Below are 24,098 nucleotides of genomic sequence, written 5' to 3'. Positions count from 1 at the left end.
GTATATCGTGATAAGAAAGGATGAAAAACAATATGCATGGATATTGTCATGGATACGGTTACGGAGGATTTGGCTGCGGGACAAATACATTTGTATTGATTGTTGTCTTGTTCATTTTACTAATTATCGTCGGAGCCGCTTTTATTTGCTAGATGAAATAACACAAGAGCCTTTCGAAGTTCGGAAGGGCTCTTTTTTTGTGCGAAAAAAGATTTTATAGGGAGCGTCATGCCGCTATTTGGACACTCATACAATGTAGAAAAGGTGTTTTTGAGGTGGAGCATGAGCAGTTATTTAATTAAGCCAGAGCTTAATGCGGAATATCCGATTGTCAGTCATGCAAAGGGCACATATGTGTATGATCAGAACGGAAAAAAATATCTTGATGGCTCATCTGGTGCGGTGACATGCAATATCGGCCATGGGGTTGATGAAGTAACTGAGCAGCTGAAAGAACAGCTTGATAAGGTGTCTTTTGCTTACCGCTCGCAGTTTACGAGTGAGCCGGCCGAGCAATTAGCTGCTTTACTGGCCGAGCAGCTGCCGGGAGACTTGAATTGGTCTTTTTTTGTCAATAGCGGATCAGAGGCCATAGAAACGGCAATGAAAATCGCCATTCAATATTGGCAGGAAAAAAAGCAGACAGAAAAATCCATCTTTCTCTCACGATGGAGCAGTTACCACGGCATAACTTTGGGAGCGCTTTCATTGTCGGGATTTTATGAACGCAGGTACCGGTTCACCCATTTGCTAGAGCGTTATCCCGCTCTCTCAGCCCCGCATATATATCGGCTGAATCAAGAGGCAAAAAAAGATTTTGTTCAAACGGCTGCGGAGGAGCTGGAAACCGCTATAAAAAGAATCGGAAGTCAGTTTATTGCTGGCTTTGTGGCAGAACCTATTATTGGAGCCGCGGGAGCAGCAATCACTCCACCTTCTGGATATTATGAGAGATTGCAAGAGGTGTGCCGCTCACACGGCGTGCTGTTTATTGCGGATGAAGTGATGACCGGGCTTGGGAGAACTGGAAGGATGCTTGCGACAGAGCATTGGCATACCGTTCCTGATATCGCTGTGCTTGGAAAGGGGCTCGGTGCAGGCTACGCGCCTATTGCAGCTGCAGTTGTGTCTGATACGGTTCTCCAAACGATAAAACAAGGATCAGGTATTATTATGAGCGGCCACACATACAGTGCTCATCCCTTTTCAGCCAAAGCCGCTCTCGAGGTTTTGCGTTATGTTATCAGACACGGCTTGATCAAACAGTCTGAAGAAAAGGGCTTCAAGCTGAAAAAGAAACTTGAAGAGATGATGCACCGAAGCGGCATCATTGGGGATGTCCGAGGCAAAGGGCTGCTGTTAGGCGTTGAATTTGTGGCTGATAAAAAGACAAAGCGAGTGTTTCCGCAAGATCGGTCGATGACCCAGCGTATCATCAGCGAAGCAAAAAAACGCGGGCTCATTGTCTATCCTTCCAAGGCTGGAATCGACAGCGGGGAAGGAGATGCCGTAATCATCGCTCCTCCATTCACAATCTCAGACGGAGAGATGGAAGAGCTTATATCAACTTTTTCGGAAACAGTTGCAGAAGTTGAAAAAAACTGAAAAGGGACTGAAATCAATATGGCACCATTTCAAAAAACGATCAGCATTGAATCGGCAATTGCAGATGTGCGTGATGGGTCGGTCCTTATGTTTGGCGGCTTCGGAGGAGTCGGCTCTCCTCCTTCTTTGATTGAAGCCATATTGGACAGCGGTGTGAAAGAATTAACTGTCATTTGCAATGATGCCGGATTCCCGGAGATTGGGATTGGACCGCTTATTGTCAATAAAAGAGTCAAGACACTGATTGCATCGCATATCGGTTCAAATCCTGTAGCCGGAAAACAGATGACAGACGGCACATTAGAGGTTCGATTTTCGCCTCAGGGCACGCTCGCAGAACGGATTCGCGCCGGCGGATCCGGCCTTGGCGGCATTTTGACCGATATCGGCATTGATAATCAAATGGTTTGTGAGAAAAAAGAGATTGTGTCTGTAGCGGGGAAACAATACTTGGTTGAAGAAGCGCTGACGGCTGATTTTGCCTTCATCAATGCCTGCATTGCAGATGAATTCGGCAATTTAACGTATGACAAAACAGCGCGCAACATGAATCCGCTTATGGCAATGGCCGCCAAAAGAACCTTTGCCGAGGCTGAGACGATTGTGCCGATGGGTGATATTGCAGATGAAATGATTGTAACGCCTGGGGTTTTTGTTGAGGGGGTTGTGAGAAGCGAAGGGGTGAGGTGGAAATGGGCTTGGGAGTAACAGAAAGAGAGCAGATCGCCAGACGGGCTGCTTCTGAAATCAAACCAGGCATGATGGTGAATCTCGGTATCGGCATCCCTTCCTTGGTGCCGAACTTTTTGCCGCCTGACATGCAGGTTATGCTGCAGGCGGAAAACGGCGTACTCGGGATTGGCGAAAGTCCCGAAAAAGGGAATGAGGATGAAAATTTATGCAACGCCGCGGGATTCCCTGTCCGTGCTGTAAAGGGAGCATCTTATTTTGATACAACGATGTCTTTTGCCATGATCAGAAGAGGCATGATTGACATTACGATTCTAGGCGCTTTGCAGGTAAGCCAGTCGGGAGACCTTGCGAATTGGCTTGTACCCGGAAAAAAGGTGCCAGGCATGGGCGGTGCGATGGAGCTCGCCCAAAAAGCGAAAAAAGTGGTTGTCGTCATGAGCCATACCGATCAAAAAGGGAGGCCTAAATTAACAGAAGCCTGCACCCTTCCTTTAACAGCAGCAGGCTGTGTAGATATGATCATTACTGAAAAAGCAGTTCTTGCAGTTGGCCGGCATCATTTTATTTTAAAAGAACTGATGAATGGCTCAACAATTGACGAGGTGATCGGGCTGACCGACGCTGAAATAATGGTAGATATGCCTTTTTCTTAAAAGGGGGAGTGATGATGCAGGACATTGAAAGAAAAGTAATCGAATGGCTTGATCAGCATTCAGCCAAAGCCATTCGTCTTTTGAAAAGGCTGGTTGGAGAAAAAAGCACACTTGGCAAGGAATTTAACGCCCAGGCAGTAGTTCTTGAAAAGCTTAGGCAATTTCATATGGACATTGATGTGTGGGAGCCGAGCCTAAAACAATTAAAACAGCATCCCTATTTTATATCAGACCGTTCGGATTTTCATGAGAGCCCGAACATTGTCGCTAAAAAAACGGGAGAGGGCGGAGGACGATCTCTGATTTTAAACGGGCATATCGATGTTGTGCCAGAAGGAAATTTGAAGGAATGGAAGTATGAACCGTTTCAAGCTGCCGAAGTAAATGGTAAAATTTACGGCCGCGGCTCCACTGATATGAAGGGAGGCAATACAGCCCTTCTATTTGCATTAGAAGCTCTGCACGCCTGCGATGTCAAACTGAAAGGTGATGTATTGTTTCAAAGTGTTATAGATGAAGAGTGCGGCGGCGCCGGAACACTTTCTGCCATTATGAGAGGCTATCGTGCGGACGGGGCGCTAATTCCGGAGCCGACGAATATGAAGCTTTTTATTAAACAGCAGGGCTCGATGTGGTTTCGGATCACGGTTAAAGGATTAGCGGCACACGGAGGCACACGGTATGAAGGTGTCAGCGCCATTGAAAAAAGCATGCATGTCATTACAGCCATTCAAGAGCTTGAAAAAGTCCGCAATGCAAGAATTTCTGACCCGCTTTATGATCATATCCCAATCCCCGTTCCAATCAATATTGGCACCATCTCAGGCGGAACATGGCCGTCCTCGGTAGCAGACCGCGTCGTCATAGAAGGAAGGTGCGGAATTGCTCCTCATGAAAAGCCTGAAGCCGTGAAAATGGAATTGGAAAACTGGCTGAAAGATTTACAATACCATGATGAATGGTTTAAACGCCATCCAATTCAAGTGGAATGGTTCGGGGCTCAATGGCTGCCGAATGATTTGCCTGATGACCATCCTTTACTATCAGTCTTGCAATCAGCCTATCAAAAAATGAAACAAACAGAGCCGATCATCGAAGCGTCGCCTTGGGGGACAGACGGCGGCCTTTTGTATCATGCGGGAGATACTCCTGTTATCGTTTTTGGACCGGGAGAGACGAAAACGGCACATCAGGCAAACGAGTATATTGAGGTTGAAGCCATGTTAGAATCAGCTAAAATTATTGCTCTTTTTGTGATGGATTGGTGCGGGCTTCATATAGACGGGGAGGATGCTGATGATCAAAACGGTAAAGAGTAGCGGTGTTACGGCTGTCATAGACAATGACCGCTTTAATAAACGAATTAGAGTCATTCGTTATGAAGGCGCTATTCAGGAAGCCTTGTCTGATATTATGACAGCGGCTGAAGAGGAGGGTGCCGAAAAAATTATTGTGTACACTAAACAGCATGACGAGGCAGAGCTGGCTAAACAATTGTTTACGCCGGAGGGCTTTCTCGAAGGCTACTATCTCGGCCATCGCGCTGCCGTCATGGTCCGTTATCTCACAGAAAAACGAAGACAAACAGATACCTATTTATCCGAGCAGGAAATGATAGAGCTATTATATAAAATGAAGCCTCAGTCACAAATCGAAGACAGGTCTCCTTTTACAATGAGAAAAGCAGAAACAAACGACATGTATCAGTTATCTATGCTGTATAAAAAAGTATTCCGCACGTATCCGACTCCTGTGTTTGATCCCGCCTATATTGAAAAGACGATGAATGAGCATACGCTTTATTATGTCATGCTTGAAGATGACCGTCTGATTAGCGCGGCGAGCGCAGATATCAATCCTGAGCTGGGGCATGCCGAAATGACGGACTGTGCCGTGCTTCCCGATTATCGGGGCCGTTCGCTGACAAGTATTTTAATAGATGCATTAGAAAAAGAAATGAGAGAGCAAGATATCTTTCAAGTATTTTCACTCGCCCGCGCTGCATCTTTTGGCATGAATGCGGTCCTGTATCATTCCGGGTATCAGTATGGCGGAAGGCTGATCAATAATTGTTATATAGGAGAAGGGCTCGAAAATATGAATATCTGGTGCAAGCGCCTGTAAGTCAAAAAGAAATGCACGAGGAGGAATTTCATTTGACAAACAAATGGTATAAACCGAAACGGCATTGGAAGGAGATAGAGTTATGGAAGGATGTTCCGGAAGAAAAATGGAATGATTGGCTGTGGCAGCTGACCCATACTGTAAGAACATTAGATGACTTGAAAAAAGTGATTAACCTGACCGAAGAAGAAGAGGAAGGCGTCAGAATTTCTACTAAAACGATCCCCTTAAATATCACACCCTATTATGCTTCCTTAATGGATCCCGACAACCCCAGATGTCCGATACGGATGCAGTCTGTGCCGCTCTCTGAAGAGATGCACAAAACAAAATACGACCTGGAAGACCCGCTTCATGAGGATGAAGACTCTCCGGTACCCGGTCTGACACACCGTTATCCCGACCGAGTCCTGTTCCTTGTCACGAACCAATGCTCCATGTACTGCCGCTACTGCACAAGGAGGCGTTTTTCCGGTCAAATCGGAATGGGTGTCCCTAAAAAGCAGCTTGATGCCGCGATCGCCTACATTCGGGAGACACCCGAGATCCGGGACTGCCTGATTTCAGGCGGGGACGGGTTGCTGATCAATGATCAAATTTTAGAATACATTTTAAAAGAGCTGCGCAGTATACCCCATCTGGAAATTATCAGAATCGGCACAAGAGCGCCTGTCGTTTTCCCTCAGAGAATCACCGATCAACTGTGCGATATTTTAAAGAAATATCATCCGGTCTGGCTGAACACCCATTTCAACACAAGCATCGAAATGACGGAGGAATCCGTTGAGGCTTGCGAAAAGCTGGTGAACGCAGGTGTGCCGGTCGGAAATCAGGCCGTCGTGCTAGCAGGCATTAATGATTCGGTAACAATTATGAAAAAGCTTATGCATGACTTGGTGAAAATCAGAGTCCGTCCCTATTATATATACCAATGTGATCTCTCAGAAGGCATCGGACATTTCAGAGCTCCGGTTTCAAAAGGACTGGAGATTATTGAAGGGCTGCGAGGCCATACTTCAGGCTACGCGGTACCAACCTTTGTCGTTGACGCACCAGGCGGCGGCGGGAAGATCGCACTGCAGCCAAATTATGTTTTATCGCAAAGTCCTGACAAAATCATCTTGAGAAATTTTGAAGGAGTCATTACCTCTTATCCGGAACCTGAACATTATATCCCTAACCAGGCTGACGCCTATTTTGAGTCTGTTTTTCCTGAAGCTGTCGACAAAAAAGAGCCAATTGGACTGAGTGCCATCCTTGCCGACAAAGAGATTTCTTTCACACCGGAAAACGTGGCCAGAATCAAAAGGAGAGAAGCATATACAGCGAAGCCGGGGCATGAAACTTTAAAGGACCGGCGGGAGAAAAGAGACCAGCTAAAGGAAAAGAAATTTTTAGCCCAGCAGAAAAAAGAAAAAGAGGCAGAAAGCGGGGGGAATTCTTCATGAAAACATGCGAATGGTGCGGTGTGCCTGAGGCGCAGCCTGGCACGAACACGGTTTATTGGGAGCTTCCTGACGGCACACGAGCCATAGAGCTGACAAACATCCCCGCGATGATTTGCTCTTCTTGCGGAATGGCCTACCAAGAGGATTCGACGATAAAGGATATTGAGGATCAGCTGTTTTTAATCAACACAAAAAAACTCCCTGAAAGTCTGACGTATCAACAGCTCATGGAAACGGAAAGGATATTAAAACGCAACTATTTTGATTTTTCCTGAATGATGTTTCGTTATTCTTTTGTTGTAATTTTACACTTGCACTGTATAATAGAACAACAAAAGACAGACACCAGGAGGGGAAACCCATGAAATCCTTTTATCACTATTTATTGAAATACAGACATCCTAAGCCGCAGGACAGCATCAGCGAGTTTGCCAATCAGGCGTATGAGGATCACAGCTTCCCGAAAACATCAACCGATTATCACGAAATCAGTTCATATTTGGAGCTGAATGTTGATTATCTGGACACGATGGCTACGTTTGATGAAGCTTGGGAAAAATACGAGGCCGAGGTGCACGGCAAATAACCACATGTTTAAATCCGCAGATTTGCTGCGGATTTTTTTGTGCGCATACACATACCATAATTGGATACTTCCAATGGTTTTCATGCCCATGCGAATTGGTGTAACCCAGCATACGATAGCGTATGAGAAATGTTGCGGCGAGGGGGAGACACCGTGAAGCAAAATAAACCGAAATTCCAAGTAGGGGATATCGTAGTCGTCATTATGTATGGGACAGTCGGCACAATCACAAAAGTGCACCAAATCGATAAGCACTATCTTTATGAAGTAAACCACAATGAAGTCTTATATTTTGAATCGTCCATTCAATTATATAAAGATTATGAAGGCGTCATTGTCGATATGGAAAAACTTGATATTGAATATGAATTCCTCATTGGAGATGTCGTTTATGTAAAAGATTATGGAAAAGAACTCTTTCGCATTATCGGCCACAGAACAGAAATTTGGAGATATTTAGAAGATGGCTGGGAAGATATTATTTATGAGCTGACTCGTTTAAAGGATGGAGAGTGGCTTGAAACGGAGGAAGAGGATCTCACGCTGGTACTCAGAAAGTATGAAATGGACCAGTTTGTGCATCAGCTTTTGTTTGTCCACTATGTCGGAGAAACTGCCCATGAGATCGGCGAAGATATTGTACCGTCTGCTCTTCTTCAGTTTGAAGGCGAAGATGAAGATCAAGATACCCTGCGCATCCTGGCTGTATCAATTGTTGATGAGCTTTTGGATATTTACAACGATTACAAAATTCTGTACGAAATGTTTAAAGATGAAGAATATAAAGATATGATGATGTTTGTGCTGGAAAGTTTAAAAGAACACTTCAGTTAGTTTGTGAACAAGCGGATGATCACATATAAAAAGTAAGGCAGACAGCCCCAAATCATGACATGCGTCATACCTTTGAGCGTTTTTTCCATCACCATATCGAATCTTTCTCCGTCCAGTGCTTCCATCATTTTAGCAATCATTTGTCAGCCTCCTATGGCTTGTTTTTTTATTCAATGTATATGAATGAAAGAATTGTTTAGAACACCGGGTATAATTCATCCCGTTTTTTCATAAAACATAAAAAAGGAGGCGGTATGGTTATGAAAGAAATAGATCTTGTGATTGACACGGAAGAAATCGCTGAATTTTTTTACAGAGAGCTTGCAAGACGGGGCTACATACCGAGTGAAGATGAGCTGTTTGAAATCGCCGATATTACCTTTGATTATCTGATAGAAAAATGTATGATAGATGAAGAGCTGGATGAAGATTGTTAAGGCTTGAAACCGGAGCGGCCAGCTCCGGTTTTTTATTCGGCTGATATGAATTTTTGAGAAATAAAGGAGGGAAAATCTTGTACAAGCCAGTCAGTCTGTTTCTTCTCTTTCTTTTTTTAGCCGCGGTTATTCATACATCTGCTGTTCAATCAGCAGATGAAATGATCAGTAAGGTAGCCGCAGCTATCCGTCAGCCTTGGCTGAACGATGTGATGATTTGGGTGACACATCTTGGTGCTACTTCCTTTTTACTGCCACTTATCGTAGTCATTGGGGCAGGGCTGTTTTTTTACAAGAGAACCTTGGACGGTCTTTTGATGCTCTTCATATTCGGTGCGGATCGTCTGTTAAACAAAATATTAAAAGAGTGGATCGAACGGGCAAGGCCGGATTTTGAACCGCTCGTTCATGAGTCGTCCTTCAGCTTTCCGAGCGGCCACTCCATGAACGCTGCTTGTGTTTATCCAGTAATCGCCTACTTTTTAGTGAAACACATCCCGTTTTTGTCAAAGCATAAAAAAGCGGTATACATAATCGCCGGTACTGTCGTTATTTTGGTTGGTGCCAGCAGAGTCTACCTCGGCGTGCACTTTTTAACTGACGTTTTAGGAGGCTTCAGTCTCGGCCTGCTGCTGTTTTTCCTCGTGAAAGGTTTTGACGAAAAGTTTCATTCGTTTCGACAAAAGTAGAGAGAGGAAAAAGAGGGCGAAACGCCAATATGTTATAGAAATAAAAGGGAGGGATCTTGATGATGTTATCCGTGTTTAAAAAGAAGTCTTGTTTTTACGATGTGACAATATTTCAAACACCCCGGTTTGGTGAAAAAAAAGGCTACAGAGCCGTCTATCGAACTGAACTGAACGGGAGCAATCATCAAGACGTGCTAAAAAGAGCATTCTCTTTGTTTAATGTATTCGATACTGTTCCAAGTGATTATGATGCGAGATTTATGGCCACAGGGGATGTGATTTTGATTGATGAAGGCAGAAAAGGGAAAACATATTATAAACTGCTTCCCGCCGGATGGAGGAAAATCAATCGTCTGATTGTGCAAACAACATAACGAAAGAAAACTGCGGATATCCGCAGTTTTCTGTTGTTTAAGGTTTTCGTTTGGCCGCGGAATGCTCTTTTTCGTGCGCCTCTTCAGCCGCGATAACGTCTTTAGCAGGTATGTGGTTGTTCTTTTTTTGTCCGGTTATTCGGTTACGCTGTTTTTTACCCATGTTTCATCCCTCCTTTTGCCGTTAGGTTCTCATATAAGCGGCTCAATTATCCCGATTTTCTCTAATGGCGCCTAAAAATACCCCGGATCATTTTCTTTTTTCGGAACATTCCTTTATAATCAATGCTGAAGTTTGTCTCATCATGACATCCGTTGTAAAATGAACGGACTGATCGTTAATTTTGGTTGAGGAGGATATGAGATGAGTGTACATATCGGTGCGGAAAAAGGACAAATTGCGGATACGGTACTATTGCCGGGGGACCCTTTAAGAGCAAAATTTATCGCTGAAACGTATCTTGAAAATGTGGAATGCTATAATGAAGTCAGAGGCATGTATGGATTTACAGGTACATATAAAGGCAAAAAAATCTCTGTGCAGGGCACGGGCATGGGCGTTCCGTCCATTTCAATTTACGTCAATGAATTAATTCAAAGCTATGATGTGCAAAACTTAATAAGAGTAGGCTCTTGCGGCGCCATCCGTAAAGATGTCAAAGTGCGCGACGTCATTTTGGCCATGACTTCTTCTACTGATTCACAAATGAACAGAGTCGCTTTTGGAAGTATCGATTTCGCGCCTAACGCAGATTTCGAGCTTTTGAAAAATGCCTATGACGCCGCTAAGGATAAAGGCGTACCGGTGACGGTAGGCAGTGTATTTACTGCTGACCAGTTCTACAATGACGATTCTCAAATTGAGAAGCTTGCCCAATACGGTGTGCTCGGGGTAGAGATGGAAACAACCGCTTTGTATACATTGGCAGCGAAGCACGGTAGAAAAGCGCTGTCCATCCTGACCGTGAGCGATCACGTATTAACAGGAGAAGAAACAACAGCAGAAGAGCGTCAAACCACTTTTCATGATATGATAGAAGTGGCTTTACATTCTGTATCAAAATAAAATAAATGAAGAGGCGTGCTGGGTGCCGGCAGCCTCTTCTTTATGGATACGGAAACGATTGATAAAAGGAAGGTAATGTGATTATGAAAAAGTCCGGTAAATGGTTCTCGCTGGCCGCCGCTCTGAGTGTGACGGCAATTGTCGGAGCCGGCTGCAGCATGTCAAATGGGGATGCTCAAAAGGATACGAAAACCACTGCAGAATCAAAACAGACAGAAGAAAAAACAGCTGACAGCAAAAGAACAAATACGCAGGACAGTGAGTTCTTATTGGAAAGCAAGTTTTTCAATAACATTAAAAAAGTGGACGGCCTGGAAACCATTCAAAATCCAAAAAATATCCTCGCCCTTGTCAATAAGCAATACGCACTGCCAGGAGACTATGAACCTAGCGATCTAGTTATCCCTGATGTCGAGTTTTCTTTTAAAGAGAAAATACAAAAGCGATACATCAGAAAAGAAGCAGCAGACGCATTAAAAACGATGTTTGATGCTGCGAAAAAGGATGGCTATGAGCTGGCAGCCGTGTCTGGATACCGCTCGTATGACAGACAGCAGGTTATCTTTAAAAATGAAGTAAGCTTAAAAGGGGAAAAGAAAGCAAGAGAAGCTGTCGCATATCCGGGTGAAAGCGAACATCAAACAGGTTTAGCAATGGATATTTCCAGCCGAAGCAACGGTTTTGAGCTAAATGAGGCGTTCGGCAGCACCGAAGACGGAAAATGGGTGCAGAACAATGCATATAAATACGGTTTTATCATTCGCTACCCTAAAAACAAAGAAGACATCACGAAGTACGAATACGAACCATGGCATTTGCGTTATGTAGGCAAAAAGGCTGCAAAGGTTATTCATGAGAATGACTTAACATTAGAAGAATACTTTGAAAAAGTGAAGAAGATATAAAATAAAAACCCGCTTACCATTGGTTAAGCGGGTTTTTCCATTAAAAAAAGAATAAACCGGCGAGCGCCACACCTGTAATCAGCCCAAGGCCAATACCGTATGCGGCTCCATATCCATATCCGTAGCCGCCCCAATATCCATAGCCAAATCCGCCTCTTGGGCCCCCTGAAGTAACTGGAGCAATAAAGACCTTGCTGTTGGTTACCCGTGTAATTCTGCCCACATGGACTCTGCCGTTTCTTTCTGTAATTCTAGCAACTTTTCCTTGGTGCTGGCGGCAGATATGATAGTATTTTTCCAATATAATTCCCTCCTAATCCGTCTTTCTATCAGCTTATGATAGATAAACAAAAAAGGTTGGACGAAAAGAGGGGGTGAAGCGCCGTTTTACTTGTATGCGATAAAGATACAATGACCCATATACTCGCTGTATGCCTGCATGAGGTCATAATGGGACTGAAGCGTTTCATAGTAGATAGGAGCGATTGCTTGCGATACATCCATTTCTGTCGTCGGTTCAAATTCCATATCTTCCGGCAAAAGGGTGATCGTTTCTGTTTTCTGAAATCCATGGGAACGAATCGAGTCTATCCACTCCGATTCGTCATAAAGCTTTGTAAAACCGTAAAAGTCCATCATTTGCTTCTTTTCGCGCGGAGGCATCGGCTGTTTAAGCGCCGCTTCAATACCGATCAGCATTCCACCCGGCTTCAATACTCTATTAATTTCTTGAAGGGAGGATGTCAGATGGGAAAAACTGAGGACGGATTCGGACAGGACGCAGGAAAAGGACGCCGAAGAAAACGGAAGATGTTCCAGCTCTCCAAGATATGCAGGGATGGCCAGCCCTTCATTTGCAAATCTTTTTTTCGCCTTCTCAAGCATGACAGGGTCTTTATCAACGACTGTGACAGGATAAAGCAAATGTCCTAAATAAGCCGCAGTTTGCCCCGTCCCGCATCCGGCATCAAGAATCGGCTGATCAGGCGGAGGTGCCGCTTTTTGCAATACGGCTTTTGAAAAAGCAAGCCCGCCTGGATGTGCACCTGAGACACCGAATAAGGACAGCATTTCTAAATATCGGCTCAAAATGGTATCCTCCTTTTTCGTTATTATATGTCGTGAAAAGACATAGGTTTATGAAACGATAAAGAAGGGCGGATCTCTATATTTTCTGCTCCGAGTTGACGAATAGGAAATCGTCCATGATAATAATGTAAGAAGAAAAGGTGGTGTTTAATTGAAACGGCAATTGAAACTGTTTTTTGTTGTGCTGATCACTGCGGTTGTCGCTTCGGCGCTGACTTTATTTATTACGGGCAATTCAAGCATTCTGGGCCAGAAATCAACAAGCACAGGAGACAGTAAGTTCGATAAATTAAATAAAGCGTATGAGCAAATCAAAAGTGATTATTACAAGGAAACAAACGATGACAAATTAGTAGACGGAGCAATTAAAGGAATGATTGAGTCTCTGGACGATCCTTACTCTACCTATATGGATCAAGAGGAAGGAAAATCATTCGAAGAAAGCATTTCTGCATCCTTTGAAGGAATAGGAGCGCAAGTAGAGGAAAAAGACGGTGAAATCCTTATTGTTGCGCCAATCAAAGGTTCACCTGCTGAAAAAGCCGGAATCAAACCGAAGGATCAAATCCTGAAAGTAAACGGGAAAAGCGTAAAAGGCATGAATGTAAATGAAGCCGTCGCTTTAATCCGCGGCAAAAAGGGCACAAAAGTGAAGCTTGAGCTGAACAGAGCGGGAGTGGGAGAGATTGATCTTTCCATTAAGCGCGATACGATTCCTGTTGAGACCGTCTATTCTGAGATGAAAGACAACAATATCGGTGAGATCCAAATCACTTCTTTCTCTGAAACAACTGCTAAAGAGCTGACAAATGCGATCGACAGTTTAGAGAAAAAAGGTGCCAAAGGCTATATTTTAGACTTGAGGGGCAATCCGGGCGGCTTAATGGACCAGGCGATTACAATGAGCAATCTGTTTATTGATAAAGGTAAAAATATTATGCAGGTTGAGTACAAAAACGGCTCAAAAGAAGTCATGAAAGCGGAAAAAGAACGAAAAGTCACAAAGCCGACTGTCGTTTTAGTAAATGACGGAACAGCGAGCGCTGCAGAAATCATGGCCGCTGCCCTTCATGAATCGTCAGGCATTCCGTTAATTGGAGAAACCACATTCGGAAAAGGCACAGTGCAAACCGCAAAAGAGTATGAGGATGGCTCAACAGTCAAACTGACAATGGCCAAATGGCTGACTGCTGACGGTGAATGGATTCATAAAAAAGGCATCAAGCCGCAAGTGAAAGCAGAACTTCCTGATTACGCGAAGCTCCCATATTTGGACGCTGATAAAACGTACAAATCAGGCAATACAGGCACTGAAGTCAAAGTCGCTCAGCAAATGCTGAAAGCACTTGGCTATCAGGTGAAGGTAAACAGTACGTATGATCAAGATTTTGTATCAGTCGTCAAACAGTTCCAGAAAAAAGAGAATCTGAAACAAACAGGCGTGCTGACTGGCGATACTACAACAAAACTAATGACAGAACTTCAACAAAAGCTGTCAAATAATGATACGCAAATGAAAAAAGCAATTGAAACGCTGAAAAAAGAAATGTAAAAAAGCCATACGCGGCTACCGCGTATGGCTTTTTTTAAGCACCCTTCTGATTCGGATTCGGTTCAGTTTTTTTACCAAATAAACCTTCTTTGACTGGATTTGAACCTGCTCTTTTTACAAACAGCGGATTGAGAATGATTACAGCGATGATATTGGCGGACAATCCCCAGAAACCTTCATAAATGCCGTGTGCAGATTGAGTGATATACACAATAAACGTAACCGCAAGGCCGGCTAATAATCCGATCACTGTCGCCTCTCTCGTTTGGTTCTTCCAGAATAAGCTGACGGCAATCGCGGGGAAGATCTGCACCATACCGGAAACGCCTAAAAGCTGAAGTGTTACTAAGGCAGTCGGGAACAGCATTCCAAATAGTAGAGCAAGACCGATCACGACAAACACCATGGAACGTGTAATAAGGGTCAGTTTGCTTTGTGACACATTTGGATGGATCAAGTCACGGTATAAGTTATTGGCAAATAAATTCGATGCTCCGATAGCCATGATCGAACAAGGGATCAATGAAGCTAGGGCGATAGTGGCATATGCAAAACCTTGTGCCACGCCGCCGTAAGACGTCTGAATCAGATGCAGCAGCGCCAGTCTTGGATTTGTATCTTCCGGCAGCACAAGAAAAGCGATAAAACCAAGGAAAATAACTAAGATTAAAACGATGTTATAAAGCGGCAAAAACATGCTGTTTTTTCTAACTGCATCGGCACTTTTCGCCGTAAATACACCTGTAGCGGCATGCGCCCACATAAAAAGTGCCAAGGCGGATACAATAGATGCTGTAATAAACCAAGGGATGCCTTTTGGGCCCTCTGTCGGTATCGTCAGCATTTGCGGCGCTTCCTTCACCAATGTATCAATCATCGGCGTCCAGCCGTTGAAATGAATAAGAGGGAGGGAAACGACCATAAACAGCATAATCACCCATACTAAAATATCTTTAATAATGGCTGTAAAAGTAGGCCCTTTAATCCCGCTGAAAAACGTGTAAAGAGCAACTAGAATAAATGAGATGATGACAACAAACTTTACGTTGATATAGCCGGTTCCCGCCACCTGAAGCGTATCTTGAATTCCGCTAAGCTGAAGACAGATATATGGGATAAGCATCAGGACACCGACAATTGCAACGAGACTTGCCAACAGCTTGCTGTCAAAACGTTCCCGCGCATAATCAGCGAGAGTTGTTAATTTGTGGATTTTCGCAACTTTCCAAAGTTTCGGCAGGAAGAAATAGGCGATAAAATAAGCCAATACGGAGTAAGGAATTGCAAAAAACGCAACACTTCCGCCTGTGTAAGCCGTACTGGTCAGGCCTAAGAAAGTATATGCCGTGTAAAGGTCAGCGCCAACTAAAAACCAAACGAGAAGGCCTCCAAAACGTCTGCCGCCGACAGACCATTCTTCCACCGAGGTTCGCGATGATTTGTCTCTCCCGGCGAGAAATCCGATACAGACAACAGTTAATACGATAATAGCCGTAATCATAAGTGCAGTGAGATTTCCTTGCATCATTCAATTCCTCCATCTTTTTTTTGCACCAGGTAAATGCCAAACGAACATACCGGCGTAATGATAATCCACAGCAGCAGCCAAAAATGGAAAAAAGGAAGGCCGAAAATAATCGGTTCGATTCGATTCACAAACGGCAAAAGTGCAAGCTGAATGAATGGTAAAATGATGAGTATAACAATAAGTGCTTTTTTAACCATTTACTTTCCTCCTGAAAGATGATAATGCTCACTATAATAGCAGTTGTAAGATAAGATCACAAGATAATTATTAGAAAAAAATGATTTTTTCAATTATTTAATTAAATCACATGGTTTGCATCCTGCACATTATAGGTTTAAAATAATAAATATCTCGAAATCAAGATAATTTAGGAGTGAAAAGATGAAAACAGAAGGATTGCATCATGTCACAGCATTTGCCAGAGATCCGCAAGAAAATTTGCGATTTTATACAGAAGTGCTCGGGCTTCGGCTTGTCAAAAAAACAGTGAATTTCGATGACCCGGGAACATATCATTTTTACTTTGGGAATCAAAATGGAGATCCAGGGACCATTATTACCTTTTTCCCGTTCCAAGGAAGCGGGCAGGGGACGGTAGGGAAAGGCCAAGCCGGCCGAATTTACTTTTCAGTCCCTAAAGGCTCTCTGGCTTTCTGGAAGGAACGCCTTCAAAATAATGGACTGAATGCAGAGGAGAAAATGCTATGCGGGGAACACGCGCTGATCTTTGATGATACAGAAGACCTTCCGTTAGCAATCATGGAAGACGGCAAAAGCGGAAAAAGCGAGTGGACACCTGACGGCATTTCAGAACATGAAGCCATCACCGGAATGAGAGGCGTGCTGCTGTACTCCTTTGATCCGCAAGCAACGATTCAATTGTTAGAGGAAAGCTTCGGATACAGCAAAGTAGCGGAAGAAGATCAGATCGTTAGACTGAAATCCGCAGCGGCTGTCGGAAACGTGATTGACGTTCATTTGCAGCCGGAAAAAAGAGGCGTCGGAGGTTATGGAACAGTTCATCATATAGCGTTTCGGACAACGAGTGAGGAGCAGGCTAAATGGCAGCCGCTTATTGCTGAAAAACATCTCCCTTCATCAGAAATTCTGGACAGGGAGTATTTCACATCAATTTATTTCAGGGAAAAAGGCGGCATTTTATTTGAAATTGCCACAGATGAACCAGGCTTTATGACAGATGAAACGTTTGATGAGCTGGGGACATCCTTAAAGCTGCCTGAATGGCTGGAGCAACACCGCAAACAAATTACAGATATTTTGCCTGAATTGTAGGAGGGGACATGATGAAGCATATTTTTGAAAGAGGGACATCTGATAACGTCTTACTGCTGTTACATGGAACCGGAGGAAATGAACATGATCTCCTTTCATTGGGCCGTTTTATAGATCCGGATGCTCATTTGCTGGGTGTCAGGGGATCAGTGCTCGAAAATGGAATGCCGCGCTTTTTCAAACGTCTCAGCGAAGGTGTATTTGATGAAAAGGATCTCGTTGAGCGGACAAAAGAATTGAAAGATTTTATCGACGAGGCGGCACAAACGCATCAGTTTGACCGGAGCCGAGTGATTGCAGTCGGCTACTCAAACGGCGCAAATATCGCAGCGAGCCTGCTTTTTCATTATGCGGATGTTTTAAAGGGGGCTATTCTGCATCATCCTATGGTGCCGATACGGGGGCTTGAGCTTCCCAATATGACAGGGCTTCCTGTTTTCATTGGCGCGGGAAAATATGATCCGCTTTGCACAAAGGAAGAATCGGAAGAGCTTCACCGCTGTTTGCTTGACAGCGGGGCATCTGCTTCAGTTTTTTGGCAGGATGGGGGCCATCAGCTCACACAGCATGAAGCTGAACAGGCTCGCCAATGGTACAAAGATACGTTTCAATAAAAAAACCTTAGTCCGTGTTTATCCGGACTAAGGTTTTTCTTAGATTTACAGCCAAGTTGATACTTTTGATAGAGGCAAGCGGTTGCTTTGGTGTGCAGGTTTCACTGCTTTCCCGATAGAAATAAGCATAACCGGAACATAGCGCTCGCTGATATCAAATTCCTTTTGGAACTGCTCCTTATTAAATCCTCCGATTGCGCAGGTGTCATAACCTTTCGCTTTTGCGGCAATCATAAGCTGCATAGCAGCCAATGAAGCATTTAAGAAAGCGGAATCGCGTGCGAACTGTTCACTTTGGTAAGCACCGTTAATTTGGCCAAGAAGCGTTTGTTTGATTTCATCCGTGATGAAACCTTGGTTTGCCAGTTCAGCGTAAACGTCTTCACCGTTTTCATTCGCTTTTAGATCGCCTAAAATGGCAACGACAGCAGAAGATTCAACAATTTGTTTTTGATTATATGCTACAGGCAGAAGAGCCGCTTTTGATTCATCGCTGTGGAAAACTGTAAAATGCCAGTGCTGCAGATTCCATGCAGAAGGCGCTTTAGTGGCGAGCTCCAAAAGATCAGTCAGTTCCTCTTTAGAGATCGGGGCATTCGTATCATATTCCTTAACAGATGCCCGTGCTTGCAAAATGTCCAGAGTATCAGTCATAATGTTTCCTCCTTCGGGTAAACGTGGTATGATAATAGAAAAGTTAGAAGCTTACTAAATGTAACTTGAAAGATAATTTTAATGGATCAGTGAATACTTGTCAAACAATAGATGAAGGGATGAAGACTAGTGGGAAATACAATGTGCCCTAAAATGGAGTCAGCTTTCTCATTGCTGGGAAAACGATGGAACGGTCTGATCATCCATGTACTAATGGATGGGCCGAAACGATTTAAAGAGATAACGGAAACCATACCGATGATCAGCCAAAAAATGCTGGCAGAGCGCCTTAAAGAGCTAGAGCAAAACGAAATTGTTGAACGCCGGGTTCTTCCCGAGACACCGGTAAAAGTGATCTATACGCTGACTGAAAAAGGAACCGCGCTGCAAGCCGTATTTCAAGAAATGCAAGCGTGGGCCGATCAATTTTGTGAGCCTGGTGTTACAGTGTGCGAAGAAGAGAAATAATGGAAAGAAACAGAGCATCCGCAGAAAGGGTTTGTTTCAGTGAGAAAGTCATGTAAGTGGGTCATACCGTTTACATGACTTTTTATTTTAGGAGCCATGATATGAATCAGCTTATATTTTACACTTATAAAAAGAGATGTTAGGATGATGTCAACATACAAAAATAGGAAAGGATCCTTCCGTGAAAAAGTTACTAACAGCTATCCTGTTGTTAATGGGAATCATCATTTATCTTGTTGTTCAAATCAGCAAACCGGAGCTCTATCTGCCTGAATTTTATATATACGATCAAAACCCTGTCAGCTTTCATTGGAATTACATAGGCATCGAAACTGGGTATAAAAAGGGAGACCCTGATTCTATCCACCAAATCTGGATCACACCGTTATATTTCGTTTTGCTGGCTGTTTTCATTCTGGTTATTTCTGCTTTTTTGAAAAAGAAATAAAAAAAGAGAGGTCTTGAATAAGGATCTCTCTTTTTTTATTTCATTGACTGGCCATTTGCTAAGTGTAAAGCAGATGAAGAAGTTTCACCATCTTATAACTTACCATTCAAAAATTGTGCCTCGCCGAGCCCGAAACTCCAATCAGCATCACCGTTTTCCGTAATGGAAACCATTAGGTCTTCCGGGGAAATACCGCATTCTGCTTCTAGTTTTTCAGCCAGCAAGGCATATAATTTCTCTTTTTGGCTCTTTGTTCTTGTTTTACTTGTAATGCTGATCACGATCAAATCCTTGCTTCTATGAAATCCTAATCCGGTATCGTGAATCACGAGCTCATTCGCGGGATGCTGGTGCACAATTTGATATCGGTCACTCTCCGGCACGCCAAACGCTTCTACCATTGCTTGGTGAGCAGTGTCTAATAGCGATTGTAATGCTTTTTGATCACGGCCTTCTATCAGATCGAAACGTAATAATGGCATTTGAATTCCTCCTTTTGTGACACTGATTTTATCAGCATGTTATCACATTATTTTGTTATCTGAAGCCGATTGATAGATAAAAACATAACATATAACCAATAATTGATCAATATATAACTATATTGTTGTCTGACAGCCTATGAAATCATAAATATTACTGGCAGTAATTGATTAGGAGGTTAGTATGAAAATAATAGTTGATCAAAAGATGACAATTATATCACCACGAAGATCCTATTCCGTTGAAATGAAAGCGTTTTCTAATAAACATCCGGAGATATTGTCAAAAACAACATGAAAATGGAGGTTAGCCATGCCGATTTTTATCACTGCTGCCGGGGTTTTTATTTTGTTATTTCTGACGGCGTGAGCATGAAGGAAACGTTTCAAACGTGGACGCTGCTCACAACGGTCCTCTCGGTACAGGACTGGGCTGTGTTTTATTGGCCGGATTATTTTTGTAATAATGCTTTATCAGTAAAAATCCAATTTAACAATAGCCCAATCGTTTTTCTTCCTGGATGAATATCTTATATATAGGCAGACATAAAGGAGGAAATAATCATGTACCCTCAACACTCATATTATCGCGGGAACCCAGGTCCGGCCGGATACCCGGAACGAAACCCTTTTTTGTTTGGCGCTCCTTTAGTCGGCGGTTTATTAGGCGGTTTTCTTGGGAGTGCTCTTTTTAATTATCCGCGTCCCTATGCGTATCCGCCTGTTCCTTACGGTTACGGAGGTGCGCCATACGGCCCCGGGGGACCGTATGGCGGAGGTTATCCCGGTTTCTATTAGCAAAAAACGGCCTGCACAGAAGCAGGCCGTTTTTTATCGCATAATTTCTACCTCGGACATATTGTAGTCCTGCTGTTTATGAAACATGACTTCCAGATGGCCGTCTTTATATACGGCTTTCGTTCCTTTCCGCTTGACAAGACAGGGAAGATTTACTTTTTTAGGATGAGTCAAACCCGGGAAATGTTCAATCAGTAATGTATGTGATGTATGTTTAATTTTGAGCTGTTCCAGCTGGCTTTCGCTTACTGAAACCTTTACAAACACATGGTCTGCTGTTTCGAATATATCTATATCAGGTTCGGTGCGCTTTGTTTTTTCTTTAGTCGGGAGAGGATCGCGAAATGGAAATTGAGCCGCGTAATCACTTCCGAACACACTTTCCATTACACTGTTTACATAATGCTCAACCTCTTTTGGATCGGCCTTTTTTAATGCTTCCTTGGAAAATTGATTTTGGAAAGGAAAGTACTTGTTCCACTCAAACATCTTCGTCACACCTTTCTTCACGGACAAAATAGTATATGCCTGCTCGATCTTTCACGTGATATAATATAAGATGCTCTAAAGAAAGGCAGGGACATAATATGCATCATTCAGAAACAAAAAAAGGCGTTCTTTACACAGCCGTTTCCTTTACGATGTGGGGGCTGTTTCCGCTTTATTGGAAGCTTCTTGAACAGCTGCCGGCACTTGATATTTTAGCTCACCGTATCATTTGGTCTTTTGTTTTTATGTGTATCGTGCTTTTTTTCTTGCGTCAATGGAAAACGGGGTGGCATGAGCTGCGGTCTTTAAAAAAGAACGGAGGCATACTATCTTTATTTCTCGCTTCAATTCTCATTTCGGTTAACTGGTTTGTATACATATGGGCTGTCAATCATGGATTTCTGCTAGAAGCAAGTCTTGGCTACTACATCAATCCGCTTGTGTCAGTTCTTCTCGGCATTTTGTTTTTAAAGGAAAAGCTGAATCGCCTTCAATTGGTTGCAGTTTCTATTGCGGCAGCCGGCGTTATTATTTCTGCGTTTCAATACGGCTCCATTCCGTACATCGCGCTGCTGCTTGCATTCAGCTTTGGCTTATACGGATTTACCAAAAAAAGAACAAGTCTTTCAAGCGCTATCGGTTTAACGCTGGAGACATTCATGATTATGCCGATTGCATTGGGGTATTTGCTGCTTAGCGGCCATATTCAGCCTGCGGGTGCAGAAAGCGGCGGGGCATGGGTGCTTCTCTTTTTTGCCGGTGTGTTTACCGCGCTGCCGCTCTTATTGTTTGCTGAAGGGGCGAAGCGGCTGCCGCTGTATCAAGTCGGTATATTACAATATATTGCACCGACCATCACCTTGCTGATCGGGCTGTTCATTTACCATGAGCCATTTTCAAGCTCGAAGGCATTTACCTTTGCCTGTATATGGGCTGCATTAGTCTTGTTTACGTTTTCACAAGTGAAATGGAAACGGGCATCAAAAAGCCATTGAGCCTTTGGCTTTTCAGTTTGAGTATATATTATGTATAATCATTTCATGTATGTAAGACATAAAGGAGCAGGACGATGGACAATGATATAGAAATAGGAAAAGCATACGCCTCGCTATGGAACAGCCGCTCTTTCTCAAACGAAGATGCAGAATCGGTTACAGAGGCAATTGATCTTGAGCTTTTGGATAAGAGAACACATCCGAGACTCCGTAAACCTATGCTGGAAAAATATTATGCCGCTATACAGCGCATTGTGAATTCACAGCTGGAACCGGCTGTCAAATATCAACTGGTCAAATTACATACAGAACGCGTACAGTATTTAAAAGTAGAAAGAGGGGAGCAATTATGAAAGCAATCATAAAAGAAGATGTGCAAGCATCTTTAGAACGATATGCGGACCGCCCTGTATATATCCATTTAGAAACCACAACCGGTTCTTACTCGGCACATTTAAATGAAAAAAACATGACGGTTGTTGCTTATATACGCAATGCGAAGGTAACCTATCATCAAGCTAAAATCAAAGGGAGCGGGCCTTACCGGGTCGGCTTAAAAACAGAAGAGGGCTGGATTTATGCTGAAGGCCTGACTGAGTACACAGTGGATGAAGAAAACCGCTTATTAATGGCAGGACACTTGCCGGGCGGAAAACTGGCTATTTCACTTCAAATCAGTGAAAAACCGTTCACAGTTTAAAGAAAAGGGTGAAAAAATAATGAAAGAACACGTGCTTGTAATCCTGCCTCACCCTGATGACGAATCATACGGTGTGGCGGGTCTGATTGCTTTAAACAGAAAAAAAGATGTGCCCGTTACATATGCTTGCGCTACGTTAGGCGAAATGGGCAGAAATATGGGAGATCCATTTTTTGCTAATCGGGAAACCTTGCCATTATTAAGAAAACAAGAGCTTATCAATGCCTGCAAAGAAATGGATATCAATGATCTGCGAATGCTCGGACTTCGGGATAAAACGCTTGAGTTTGAAGACGATGAATATTTAGCTGATATCATGGAAGAAATCATAGATGATGTAAAACCAAGCTTAATTGTCACATTTTATCCGGGACATGGCGTGCACCCTGACCATGATGCATGCGGGGAAGCGGTCATCCGGGCATTGTACCGCAAAAAGAAAGAAGACCGTCCGCGCACACTATGCATGGCTATTACACGCAATAGGGAAGAGGTGCTTGGCGAAGCAGACGTCGTACTTGATATCAAAGAAGTGGCAGATATTAAAATGAACGCGTTAAGAGCTCATCGCACCCAGACGGAAGGTATGCTCCGAGAGCTTGAGGAAAAACTGAAAAACAATGAATCTGTAATGGCAACATGGTTTGAAGAAGAAGTGTATTGGACATATCAATGGAATGATTAAAAAAAAGAAGGTATAAGGCCCGAGAGGGGACCTTATACCTTTTTTAATTTCAAGTCAGATGCAATCGCTGATGCAAGAGTAGATCTCAGTGAGATGTCCTCAAAAGACAAACCGAGCTGAACCGCGGTTTGCGCAATTTCCGGGCGGATCCCCGACAATGTGGATGAAACGCCGATCAAACGCAGCGCCTCAATCAGACTGAACAGCTGGTGGGCAACCATGGTATCAATTACCGCTACTCCGGACAAGTCAATGTAAAGCTGCGTCACCTTTTTTTTCGCACATTGATTCAATGTATTTTCCATGATCAATTTAGCGCGGACGGTATCAATATCACCGATTAACGGAAGCAGTCCCACACTGTGGAACAGCACGATTACCGGGGCGCTCAATTCAGTGATCATATCCTTTTGGGCTTGAAGCTGAAGGCTTGTGTTTTTGTACATTTCTTCTATAAAAATATGAATCACAAGATCAAACGCCTTAATAAGGGTGTGATACAAATCCTCGGCTTCTTCGCTTTTCACGGTATCCTGATTGATATGAGCAAAGTCCTTCACATAGGAAATATACAAGTCTCTCACTCTGACAAACTCACGGATAATATAGTGGATAGGCGTTTTTAAATGCTCTTGATCCTGGGTGACTTCAAATGCCCAGGCTTTTAGAATGGGCAAGTATACCTCTTCTTCATCTATAAAGATACGGCTGATCTTATAATTGAAAGCAAGATTCTGGCTCTTTAAATTTTTAATGACGGCCGGGTCTGTTGATGCATAGATTGAATTCGGATCAGTTTCCTCGATTGTTTCATACCATGTAGAACTTATTTCTTCTGCATGCTGAGACAGATACTCATATAATTTCTGATTTTGTGCCATGTCATATC

The 24,098-nt window shown here is 43.4% G+C and carries 35 protein-coding genes and 1 pseudogene; 26 read left to right on the top strand and 10 right to left on the bottom strand.

Annotated features, from left to right (window positions below; genetic code table 11):
- The first annotated feature begins 20 nt into the window (after positions 1-20).
- The 10 genes from NYE43_RS10740 (at position 21) to NYE43_RS10695 (ending at position 7,943) form a co-directional block, all read left to right on the top strand.
- Positions 21-152 carry a YjcZ family sporulation protein gene (locus tag NYE43_RS10740; protein ID WP_373271217.1) on the top strand — a complete coding sequence of 44 codons (132 nt, stop codon included), beginning with the start codon at positions 21-23 and terminating at the stop codon, positions 150-152.
- A 130-nt stretch (positions 153-282) separates the two neighbouring features.
- On the top strand, positions 283-1,605 hold the full coding sequence (locus tag NYE43_RS10735; protein WP_095713127.1) for an aspartate aminotransferase family protein: 1,323 nt from the start codon (positions 283-285) through the stop codon (positions 1,603-1,605).
- An 18-nt stretch (positions 1,606-1,623) separates the two neighbouring features.
- A complete protein-coding gene (locus NYE43_RS10730) occupies positions 1,624-2,313 on the top strand; it encodes a CoA transferase subunit A (RefSeq protein WP_326323910.1) in 690 nt (229 codons plus the stop codon).
- Entirely contained in the window at positions 2,298-2,951 is a 654-nt protein-coding gene (locus tag NYE43_RS10725) for a 3-oxoacid CoA-transferase subunit B (protein ID WP_024121766.1), read from the top strand. The genes NYE43_RS10730 and NYE43_RS10725 overlap by 16 nt, the downstream gene beginning before the upstream one ends.
- 8 nt (positions 2,952-2,959) lie before the next feature.
- Positions 2,960-4,270, top strand: a complete 1,311-nt coding sequence (locus NYE43_RS10720; protein WP_326323909.1) for a peptidase — start codon at positions 2,960-2,962, stop codon at positions 4,268-4,270.
- Positions 4,248-5,075 carry a putative beta-lysine N-acetyltransferase gene (gene ablB / locus NYE43_RS10715; RefSeq protein WP_326323908.1) on the top strand — a complete coding sequence of 276 codons (828 nt, stop codon included), beginning with the start codon at positions 4,248-4,250 and terminating at the stop codon, positions 5,073-5,075. Before NYE43_RS10720 ends, ablB begins: the two co-directional genes overlap by 23 nt.
- Before the next feature lie 32 nt (positions 5,076-5,107).
- Entirely contained in the window at positions 5,108-6,523 is a 1,416-nt protein-coding gene (ablA, locus tag NYE43_RS10710; RefSeq protein WP_095713124.1) for a lysine 2,3-aminomutase, read from the top strand.
- On the top strand, positions 6,520-6,798 hold the full coding sequence (locus tag NYE43_RS10705; RefSeq protein WP_095713123.1) for a YokU family protein: 279 nt from the start codon (positions 6,520-6,522) through the stop codon (positions 6,796-6,798). Before ablA ends, NYE43_RS10705 begins: the two co-directional genes overlap by 4 nt.
- Before the next feature lie 86 nt (positions 6,799-6,884).
- Positions 6,885-7,109 carry a YozE family protein gene (locus NYE43_RS10700; protein WP_010334616.1) on the top strand — a complete coding sequence of 75 codons (225 nt, stop codon included), beginning with the start codon at positions 6,885-6,887 and terminating at the stop codon, positions 7,107-7,109.
- Positions 7,110-7,262: 153 nt separating this feature from the next.
- Positions 7,263-7,943, top strand: a complete 681-nt coding sequence (locus NYE43_RS10695; RefSeq protein ID WP_010334614.1) for a hypothetical protein — start codon at positions 7,263-7,265, stop codon at positions 7,941-7,943.
- On the opposite strand, the gene NYE43_RS10690 is transcribed toward NYE43_RS10695, so the two are convergent.
- Positions 7,940-8,083, bottom strand: coding sequence for a hypothetical protein (locus tag NYE43_RS10690; RefSeq protein ID WP_103671803.1), 144 nt, complete (start codon positions 8,081-8,083; stop codon positions 7,940-7,942). The genes NYE43_RS10695 and NYE43_RS10690 overlap by 4 nt on opposite strands.
- Positions 8,084-8,203: 120 nt before the next feature.
- Here NYE43_RS10690 and NYE43_RS10685 point away from each other — a divergent pair, with 120 nt between their 5' ends.
- The 3 genes from NYE43_RS10685 (at position 8,204) to yodL (ending at position 9,443) form a co-directional block, all read left to right on the top strand.
- Positions 8,204-8,380 (top strand): YozD family protein, encoded by a 177-nt coding sequence (locus tag NYE43_RS10685; protein ID WP_010334612.1) that lies wholly within the window; start codon positions 8,204-8,206, stop codon positions 8,378-8,380.
- Between the two features lie 77 nt (positions 8,381-8,457).
- Complete coding sequence (locus tag NYE43_RS10680) at positions 8,458-9,069, top strand: phosphatase PAP2 family protein (protein WP_326323907.1); 612 nt, start codon at positions 8,458-8,460, stop codon at positions 9,067-9,069.
- Between the two features lie 59 nt (positions 9,070-9,128).
- Positions 9,129-9,443, top strand: a complete 315-nt coding sequence (gene yodL / locus NYE43_RS10675; protein ID WP_038954208.1) for a shape determination protein YodL — start codon at positions 9,129-9,131, stop codon at positions 9,441-9,443.
- 37 nt (positions 9,444-9,480) lie between these two features.
- Here the strand turns inward: yodL and NYE43_RS10670 are convergent, their stop codons facing one another.
- A complete protein-coding gene (locus tag NYE43_RS10670) occupies positions 9,481-9,606 on the bottom strand; it encodes a hypothetical protein (RefSeq protein WP_024121758.1) in 126 nt (41 codons plus the stop codon).
- Between the two features lie 201 nt (positions 9,607-9,807).
- Between NYE43_RS10670 and deoD the strand changes: the two genes are divergently transcribed.
- Entirely contained in the window at positions 9,808-10,509 is a 702-nt protein-coding gene (gene deoD / locus NYE43_RS10665) for a purine-nucleoside phosphorylase (RefSeq protein WP_024121757.1), read from the top strand.
- An 83-nt stretch (positions 10,510-10,592) separates the two neighbouring features.
- Positions 10,593-11,414, top strand: a complete 822-nt coding sequence (locus NYE43_RS10660; protein ID WP_024121756.1) for a D-Ala-D-Ala carboxypeptidase VanY — start codon at positions 10,593-10,595, stop codon at positions 11,412-11,414.
- A 40-nt stretch (positions 11,415-11,454) separates the two neighbouring features.
- Here the strand turns inward: NYE43_RS10660 and NYE43_RS10655 are convergent, their stop codons facing one another.
- Entirely contained in the window at positions 11,455-11,715 is a 261-nt protein-coding gene (locus NYE43_RS10655) for a hypothetical protein (protein WP_024121755.1), read from the bottom strand.
- Positions 11,716-11,801: 86 nt separating this feature from the next.
- Positions 11,802-12,503, bottom strand: coding sequence for a class I SAM-dependent methyltransferase (locus tag NYE43_RS10650; RefSeq protein WP_024121754.1), 702 nt, complete (start codon positions 12,501-12,503; stop codon positions 11,802-11,804).
- 151 nt (positions 12,504-12,654) lie between these two features.
- On the opposite strand from NYE43_RS10650, the gene ctpA reads away from it, so the two are divergent.
- Complete coding sequence (gene ctpA, locus NYE43_RS10645) at positions 12,655-14,055, top strand: carboxy-terminal processing protease CtpA (protein ID WP_101860546.1); 1,401 nt, start codon at positions 12,655-12,657, stop codon at positions 14,053-14,055.
- Positions 14,056-14,089: 34 nt separating this feature from the next.
- On the opposite strand, the gene NYE43_RS10640 is transcribed toward ctpA, so the two are convergent.
- The gene (locus NYE43_RS10640) at positions 14,090-15,580 is read right to left on the bottom strand and encodes a sodium:solute symporter family protein (RefSeq protein WP_024121753.1); all 1,491 of its coding nucleotides are present in this window, start codon (positions 15,578-15,580) and stop codon (positions 14,090-14,092) included.
- Positions 15,580-15,780 carry a DUF3311 domain-containing protein gene (locus tag NYE43_RS10635; protein WP_044155515.1) on the bottom strand — a complete coding sequence of 67 codons (201 nt, stop codon included), beginning with the start codon at positions 15,778-15,780 and terminating at the stop codon, positions 15,580-15,582. The genes NYE43_RS10640 and NYE43_RS10635 overlap by 1 nt, the downstream gene beginning before the upstream one ends.
- Before the next feature lie 184 nt (positions 15,781-15,964).
- On the opposite strand from NYE43_RS10635, the gene NYE43_RS10630 reads away from it, so the two are divergent.
- Both NYE43_RS10630 and NYE43_RS10625 read left to right on the top strand, forming a co-directional pair.
- Complete coding sequence (locus tag NYE43_RS10630) at positions 15,965-16,876, top strand: ring-cleaving dioxygenase (RefSeq protein WP_024121751.1); 912 nt, start codon at positions 15,965-15,967, stop codon at positions 16,874-16,876.
- 11 nt (positions 16,877-16,887) lie between these two features.
- Positions 16,888-17,490: an alpha/beta hydrolase gene (locus tag NYE43_RS10625; RefSeq protein WP_024121750.1), complete on the top strand. Its 603-nt coding sequence runs from the start codon at positions 16,888-16,890 to the stop codon at positions 17,488-17,490.
- Between the two features lie 45 nt (positions 17,491-17,535).
- Here NYE43_RS10625 and NYE43_RS10620 read toward each other — a convergent pair whose 3' ends face one another.
- Positions 17,536-18,144 carry a nitroreductase family protein gene (locus tag NYE43_RS10620; RefSeq protein WP_024121749.1) on the bottom strand — a complete coding sequence of 203 codons (609 nt, stop codon included), beginning with the start codon at positions 18,142-18,144 and terminating at the stop codon, positions 17,536-17,538.
- Positions 18,145-18,273: 129 nt separating this feature from the next.
- On the opposite strand from NYE43_RS10620, the gene yodB reads away from it, so the two are divergent.
- Positions 18,274-18,612 carry a transcriptional regulator YodB gene (gene yodB / locus NYE43_RS10615; RefSeq protein ID WP_024121748.1) on the top strand — a complete coding sequence of 113 codons (339 nt, stop codon included), beginning with the start codon at positions 18,274-18,276 and terminating at the stop codon, positions 18,610-18,612.
- Positions 18,613-18,793: 181 nt separating this feature from the next.
- The gene (locus tag NYE43_RS10610) at positions 18,794-19,060 is read left to right on the top strand and encodes a hypothetical protein (RefSeq protein WP_024121747.1); all 267 of its coding nucleotides are present in this window, start codon (positions 18,794-18,796) and stop codon (positions 19,058-19,060) included.
- Between the two features lie 92 nt (positions 19,061-19,152).
- On the opposite strand, the gene NYE43_RS10605 is transcribed toward NYE43_RS10610, so the two are convergent.
- The gene (locus tag NYE43_RS10605; RefSeq protein ID WP_024121746.1) at positions 19,153-19,542 is read right to left on the bottom strand and encodes a tautomerase family protein; all 390 of its coding nucleotides are present in this window, start codon (positions 19,540-19,542) and stop codon (positions 19,153-19,155) included.
- Positions 19,543-19,905: 363 nt separating this feature from the next.
- On the opposite strand from NYE43_RS10605, the pseudogene NYE43_RS10600 reads away from it, so the two are divergent.
- Positions 19,906-20,006 (top strand): annotated as a pseudogene (locus tag NYE43_RS10600) (transporter); the annotation flags it as partial.
- A 100-nt stretch (positions 20,007-20,106) separates the two neighbouring features.
- Positions 20,107-20,340 (top strand): hypothetical protein, encoded by a 234-nt coding sequence (locus NYE43_RS10595; RefSeq protein WP_044155524.1) that lies wholly within the window; start codon positions 20,107-20,109, stop codon positions 20,338-20,340.
- A 33-nt stretch (positions 20,341-20,373) separates the two neighbouring features.
- On the opposite strand, the gene NYE43_RS10590 is transcribed toward NYE43_RS10595, so the two are convergent.
- Positions 20,374-20,829: an Hsp20/alpha crystallin family protein gene (locus NYE43_RS10590; protein ID WP_024121742.1), complete on the bottom strand. Its 456-nt coding sequence runs from the start codon at positions 20,827-20,829 to the stop codon at positions 20,374-20,376.
- Between the two features lie 98 nt (positions 20,830-20,927).
- On the opposite strand from NYE43_RS10590, the gene rarD reads away from it, so the two are divergent.
- The 4 genes from rarD (at position 20,928) to bshB2 (ending at position 23,209) form a co-directional block, all read left to right on the top strand.
- Positions 20,928-21,824 (top strand): EamA family transporter RarD, encoded by an 897-nt coding sequence (gene rarD, locus NYE43_RS10585; RefSeq protein WP_024121741.1) that lies wholly within the window; start codon positions 20,928-20,930, stop codon positions 21,822-21,824.
- A 74-nt stretch (positions 21,825-21,898) separates the two neighbouring features.
- Complete coding sequence (locus tag NYE43_RS10580; protein WP_024121740.1) at positions 21,899-22,177, top strand: hypothetical protein; 279 nt, start codon at positions 21,899-21,901, stop codon at positions 22,175-22,177.
- Positions 22,174-22,524 carry a YojF family protein gene (locus NYE43_RS10575; RefSeq protein WP_010334594.1) on the top strand — a complete coding sequence of 117 codons (351 nt, stop codon included), beginning with the start codon at positions 22,174-22,176 and terminating at the stop codon, positions 22,522-22,524. Before NYE43_RS10580 ends, NYE43_RS10575 begins: the two co-directional genes overlap by 4 nt.
- Before the next feature lie 19 nt (positions 22,525-22,543).
- Positions 22,544-23,209, top strand: coding sequence for a bacillithiol biosynthesis deacetylase BshB2 (bshB2, locus tag NYE43_RS10570; RefSeq protein ID WP_341061814.1), 666 nt, complete (start codon positions 22,544-22,546; stop codon positions 23,207-23,209).
- 32 nt (positions 23,210-23,241) lie between these two features.
- Here bshB2 and NYE43_RS10565 read toward each other — a convergent pair whose 3' ends face one another.
- Positions 23,242-24,090 (bottom strand): STAS domain-containing protein, encoded by an 849-nt coding sequence (locus tag NYE43_RS10565; RefSeq protein WP_024121738.1) that lies wholly within the window; start codon positions 24,088-24,090, stop codon positions 23,242-23,244.
- Between the last annotated feature and the right edge of the window lie 8 nt (positions 24,091-24,098).

The organism is Bacillus sp. FSL R5-0434, from assembly GCF_038004745.1.
GTDB classification, from domain to species: domain Bacteria; phylum Bacillota; class Bacilli; order Bacillales; family Bacillaceae; genus Bacillus; species Bacillus halotolerans.
Note: the sequence above shows the minus strand (reverse complement) of the source record. Positions and strands in the feature narration are given on the sequence as shown.

Bases quoted from the DNA above. Each gene is read 5' to 3' on its own strand.
- NYE43_RS10740 (WP_373271217.1), top strand. From the start codon at position 21: ATGAAAAACAATATGCATGGATATTGTCATGGATACGGTTACGGAGGA.
- NYE43_RS10735 (WP_095713127.1), top strand. From the start codon at position 283: ATGAGCAGTTATTTAATTAAGCCAGAGCTTAATGCGGAATATCCGATT.
- NYE43_RS10730 (WP_326323910.1), top strand. From the start codon at position 1,624: ATGGCACCATTTCAAAAAACGATCAGCATTGAATCGGCAATTGCAGAT.
- NYE43_RS10725 (WP_024121766.1), top strand. From the start codon at position 2,298: ATGGGCTTGGGAGTAACAGAAAGAGAGCAGATCGCCAGACGGGCTGCT.
- ablB (WP_326323908.1), top strand. From the start codon at position 4,248: ATGATCAAAACGGTAAAGAGTAGCGGTGTTACGGCTGTCATAGACAAT.
- NYE43_RS10705 (WP_095713123.1), top strand. From the start codon at position 6,520: ATGAAAACATGCGAATGGTGCGGTGTGCCTGAGGCGCAGCCTGGCACG.
- NYE43_RS10700 (WP_010334616.1), top strand. From the start codon at position 6,885: ATGAAATCCTTTTATCACTATTTATTGAAATACAGACATCCTAAGCCG.
- NYE43_RS10690 (WP_103671803.1), bottom strand. From the start codon at position 8,083: ATGATTGCTAAAATGATGGAAGCACTGGACGGAGAAAGATTCGATATG.
- NYE43_RS10685 (WP_010334612.1), top strand. From the start codon at position 8,204: ATGAAAGAAATAGATCTTGTGATTGACACGGAAGAAATCGCTGAATTT.
- yodL (WP_038954208.1), top strand. From the start codon at position 9,129: ATGATGTTATCCGTGTTTAAAAAGAAGTCTTGTTTTTACGATGTGACA.
- NYE43_RS10670 (WP_024121758.1), bottom strand. From the start codon at position 9,606: ATGGGTAAAAAACAGCGTAACCGAATAACCGGACAAAAAAAGAACAAC.
- deoD (WP_024121757.1), top strand. From the start codon at position 9,808: ATGAGTGTACATATCGGTGCGGAAAAAGGACAAATTGCGGATACGGTA.
- NYE43_RS10660 (WP_024121756.1), top strand. From the start codon at position 10,593: ATGAAAAAGTCCGGTAAATGGTTCTCGCTGGCCGCCGCTCTGAGTGTG.
- NYE43_RS10640 (WP_024121753.1), bottom strand. From the start codon at position 15,580: ATGCAAGGAAATCTCACTGCACTTATGATTACGGCTATTATCGTATTA.
- NYE43_RS10635 (WP_044155515.1), bottom strand. From the start codon at position 15,780: ATGGTTAAAAAAGCACTTATTGTTATACTCATCATTTTACCATTCATT.
- NYE43_RS10630 (WP_024121751.1), top strand. From the start codon at position 15,965: ATGAAAACAGAAGGATTGCATCATGTCACAGCATTTGCCAGAGATCCG.
- NYE43_RS10625 (WP_024121750.1), top strand. From the start codon at position 16,888: ATGAAGCATATTTTTGAAAGAGGGACATCTGATAACGTCTTACTGCTG.
- NYE43_RS10620 (WP_024121749.1), bottom strand. From the start codon at position 18,144: ATGACTGATACTCTGGACATTTTGCAAGCACGGGCATCTGTTAAGGAA.
- NYE43_RS10605 (WP_024121746.1), bottom strand. From the start codon at position 19,542: ATGCCATTATTACGTTTCGATCTGATAGAAGGCCGTGATCAAAAAGCA.
- NYE43_RS10595 (WP_044155524.1), top strand. From the start codon at position 20,107: ATGTACCCTCAACACTCATATTATCGCGGGAACCCAGGTCCGGCCGGA.
- NYE43_RS10590 (WP_024121742.1), bottom strand. From the start codon at position 20,829: ATGTTTGAGTGGAACAAGTACTTTCCTTTCCAAAATCAATTTTCCAAG.
- rarD (WP_024121741.1), top strand. From the start codon at position 20,928: ATGCATCATTCAGAAACAAAAAAAGGCGTTCTTTACACAGCCGTTTCC.
- NYE43_RS10580 (WP_024121740.1), top strand. From the start codon at position 21,899: ATGGACAATGATATAGAAATAGGAAAAGCATACGCCTCGCTATGGAAC.
- NYE43_RS10575 (WP_010334594.1), top strand. From the start codon at position 22,174: ATGAAAGCAATCATAAAAGAAGATGTGCAAGCATCTTTAGAACGATAT.
- bshB2 (WP_341061814.1), top strand. From the start codon at position 22,544: ATGAAAGAACACGTGCTTGTAATCCTGCCTCACCCTGATGACGAATCA.
- NYE43_RS10565 (WP_024121738.1), bottom strand. From the start codon at position 24,090: ATGGCACAAAATCAGAAATTATATGAGTATCTGTCTCAGCATGCAGAA.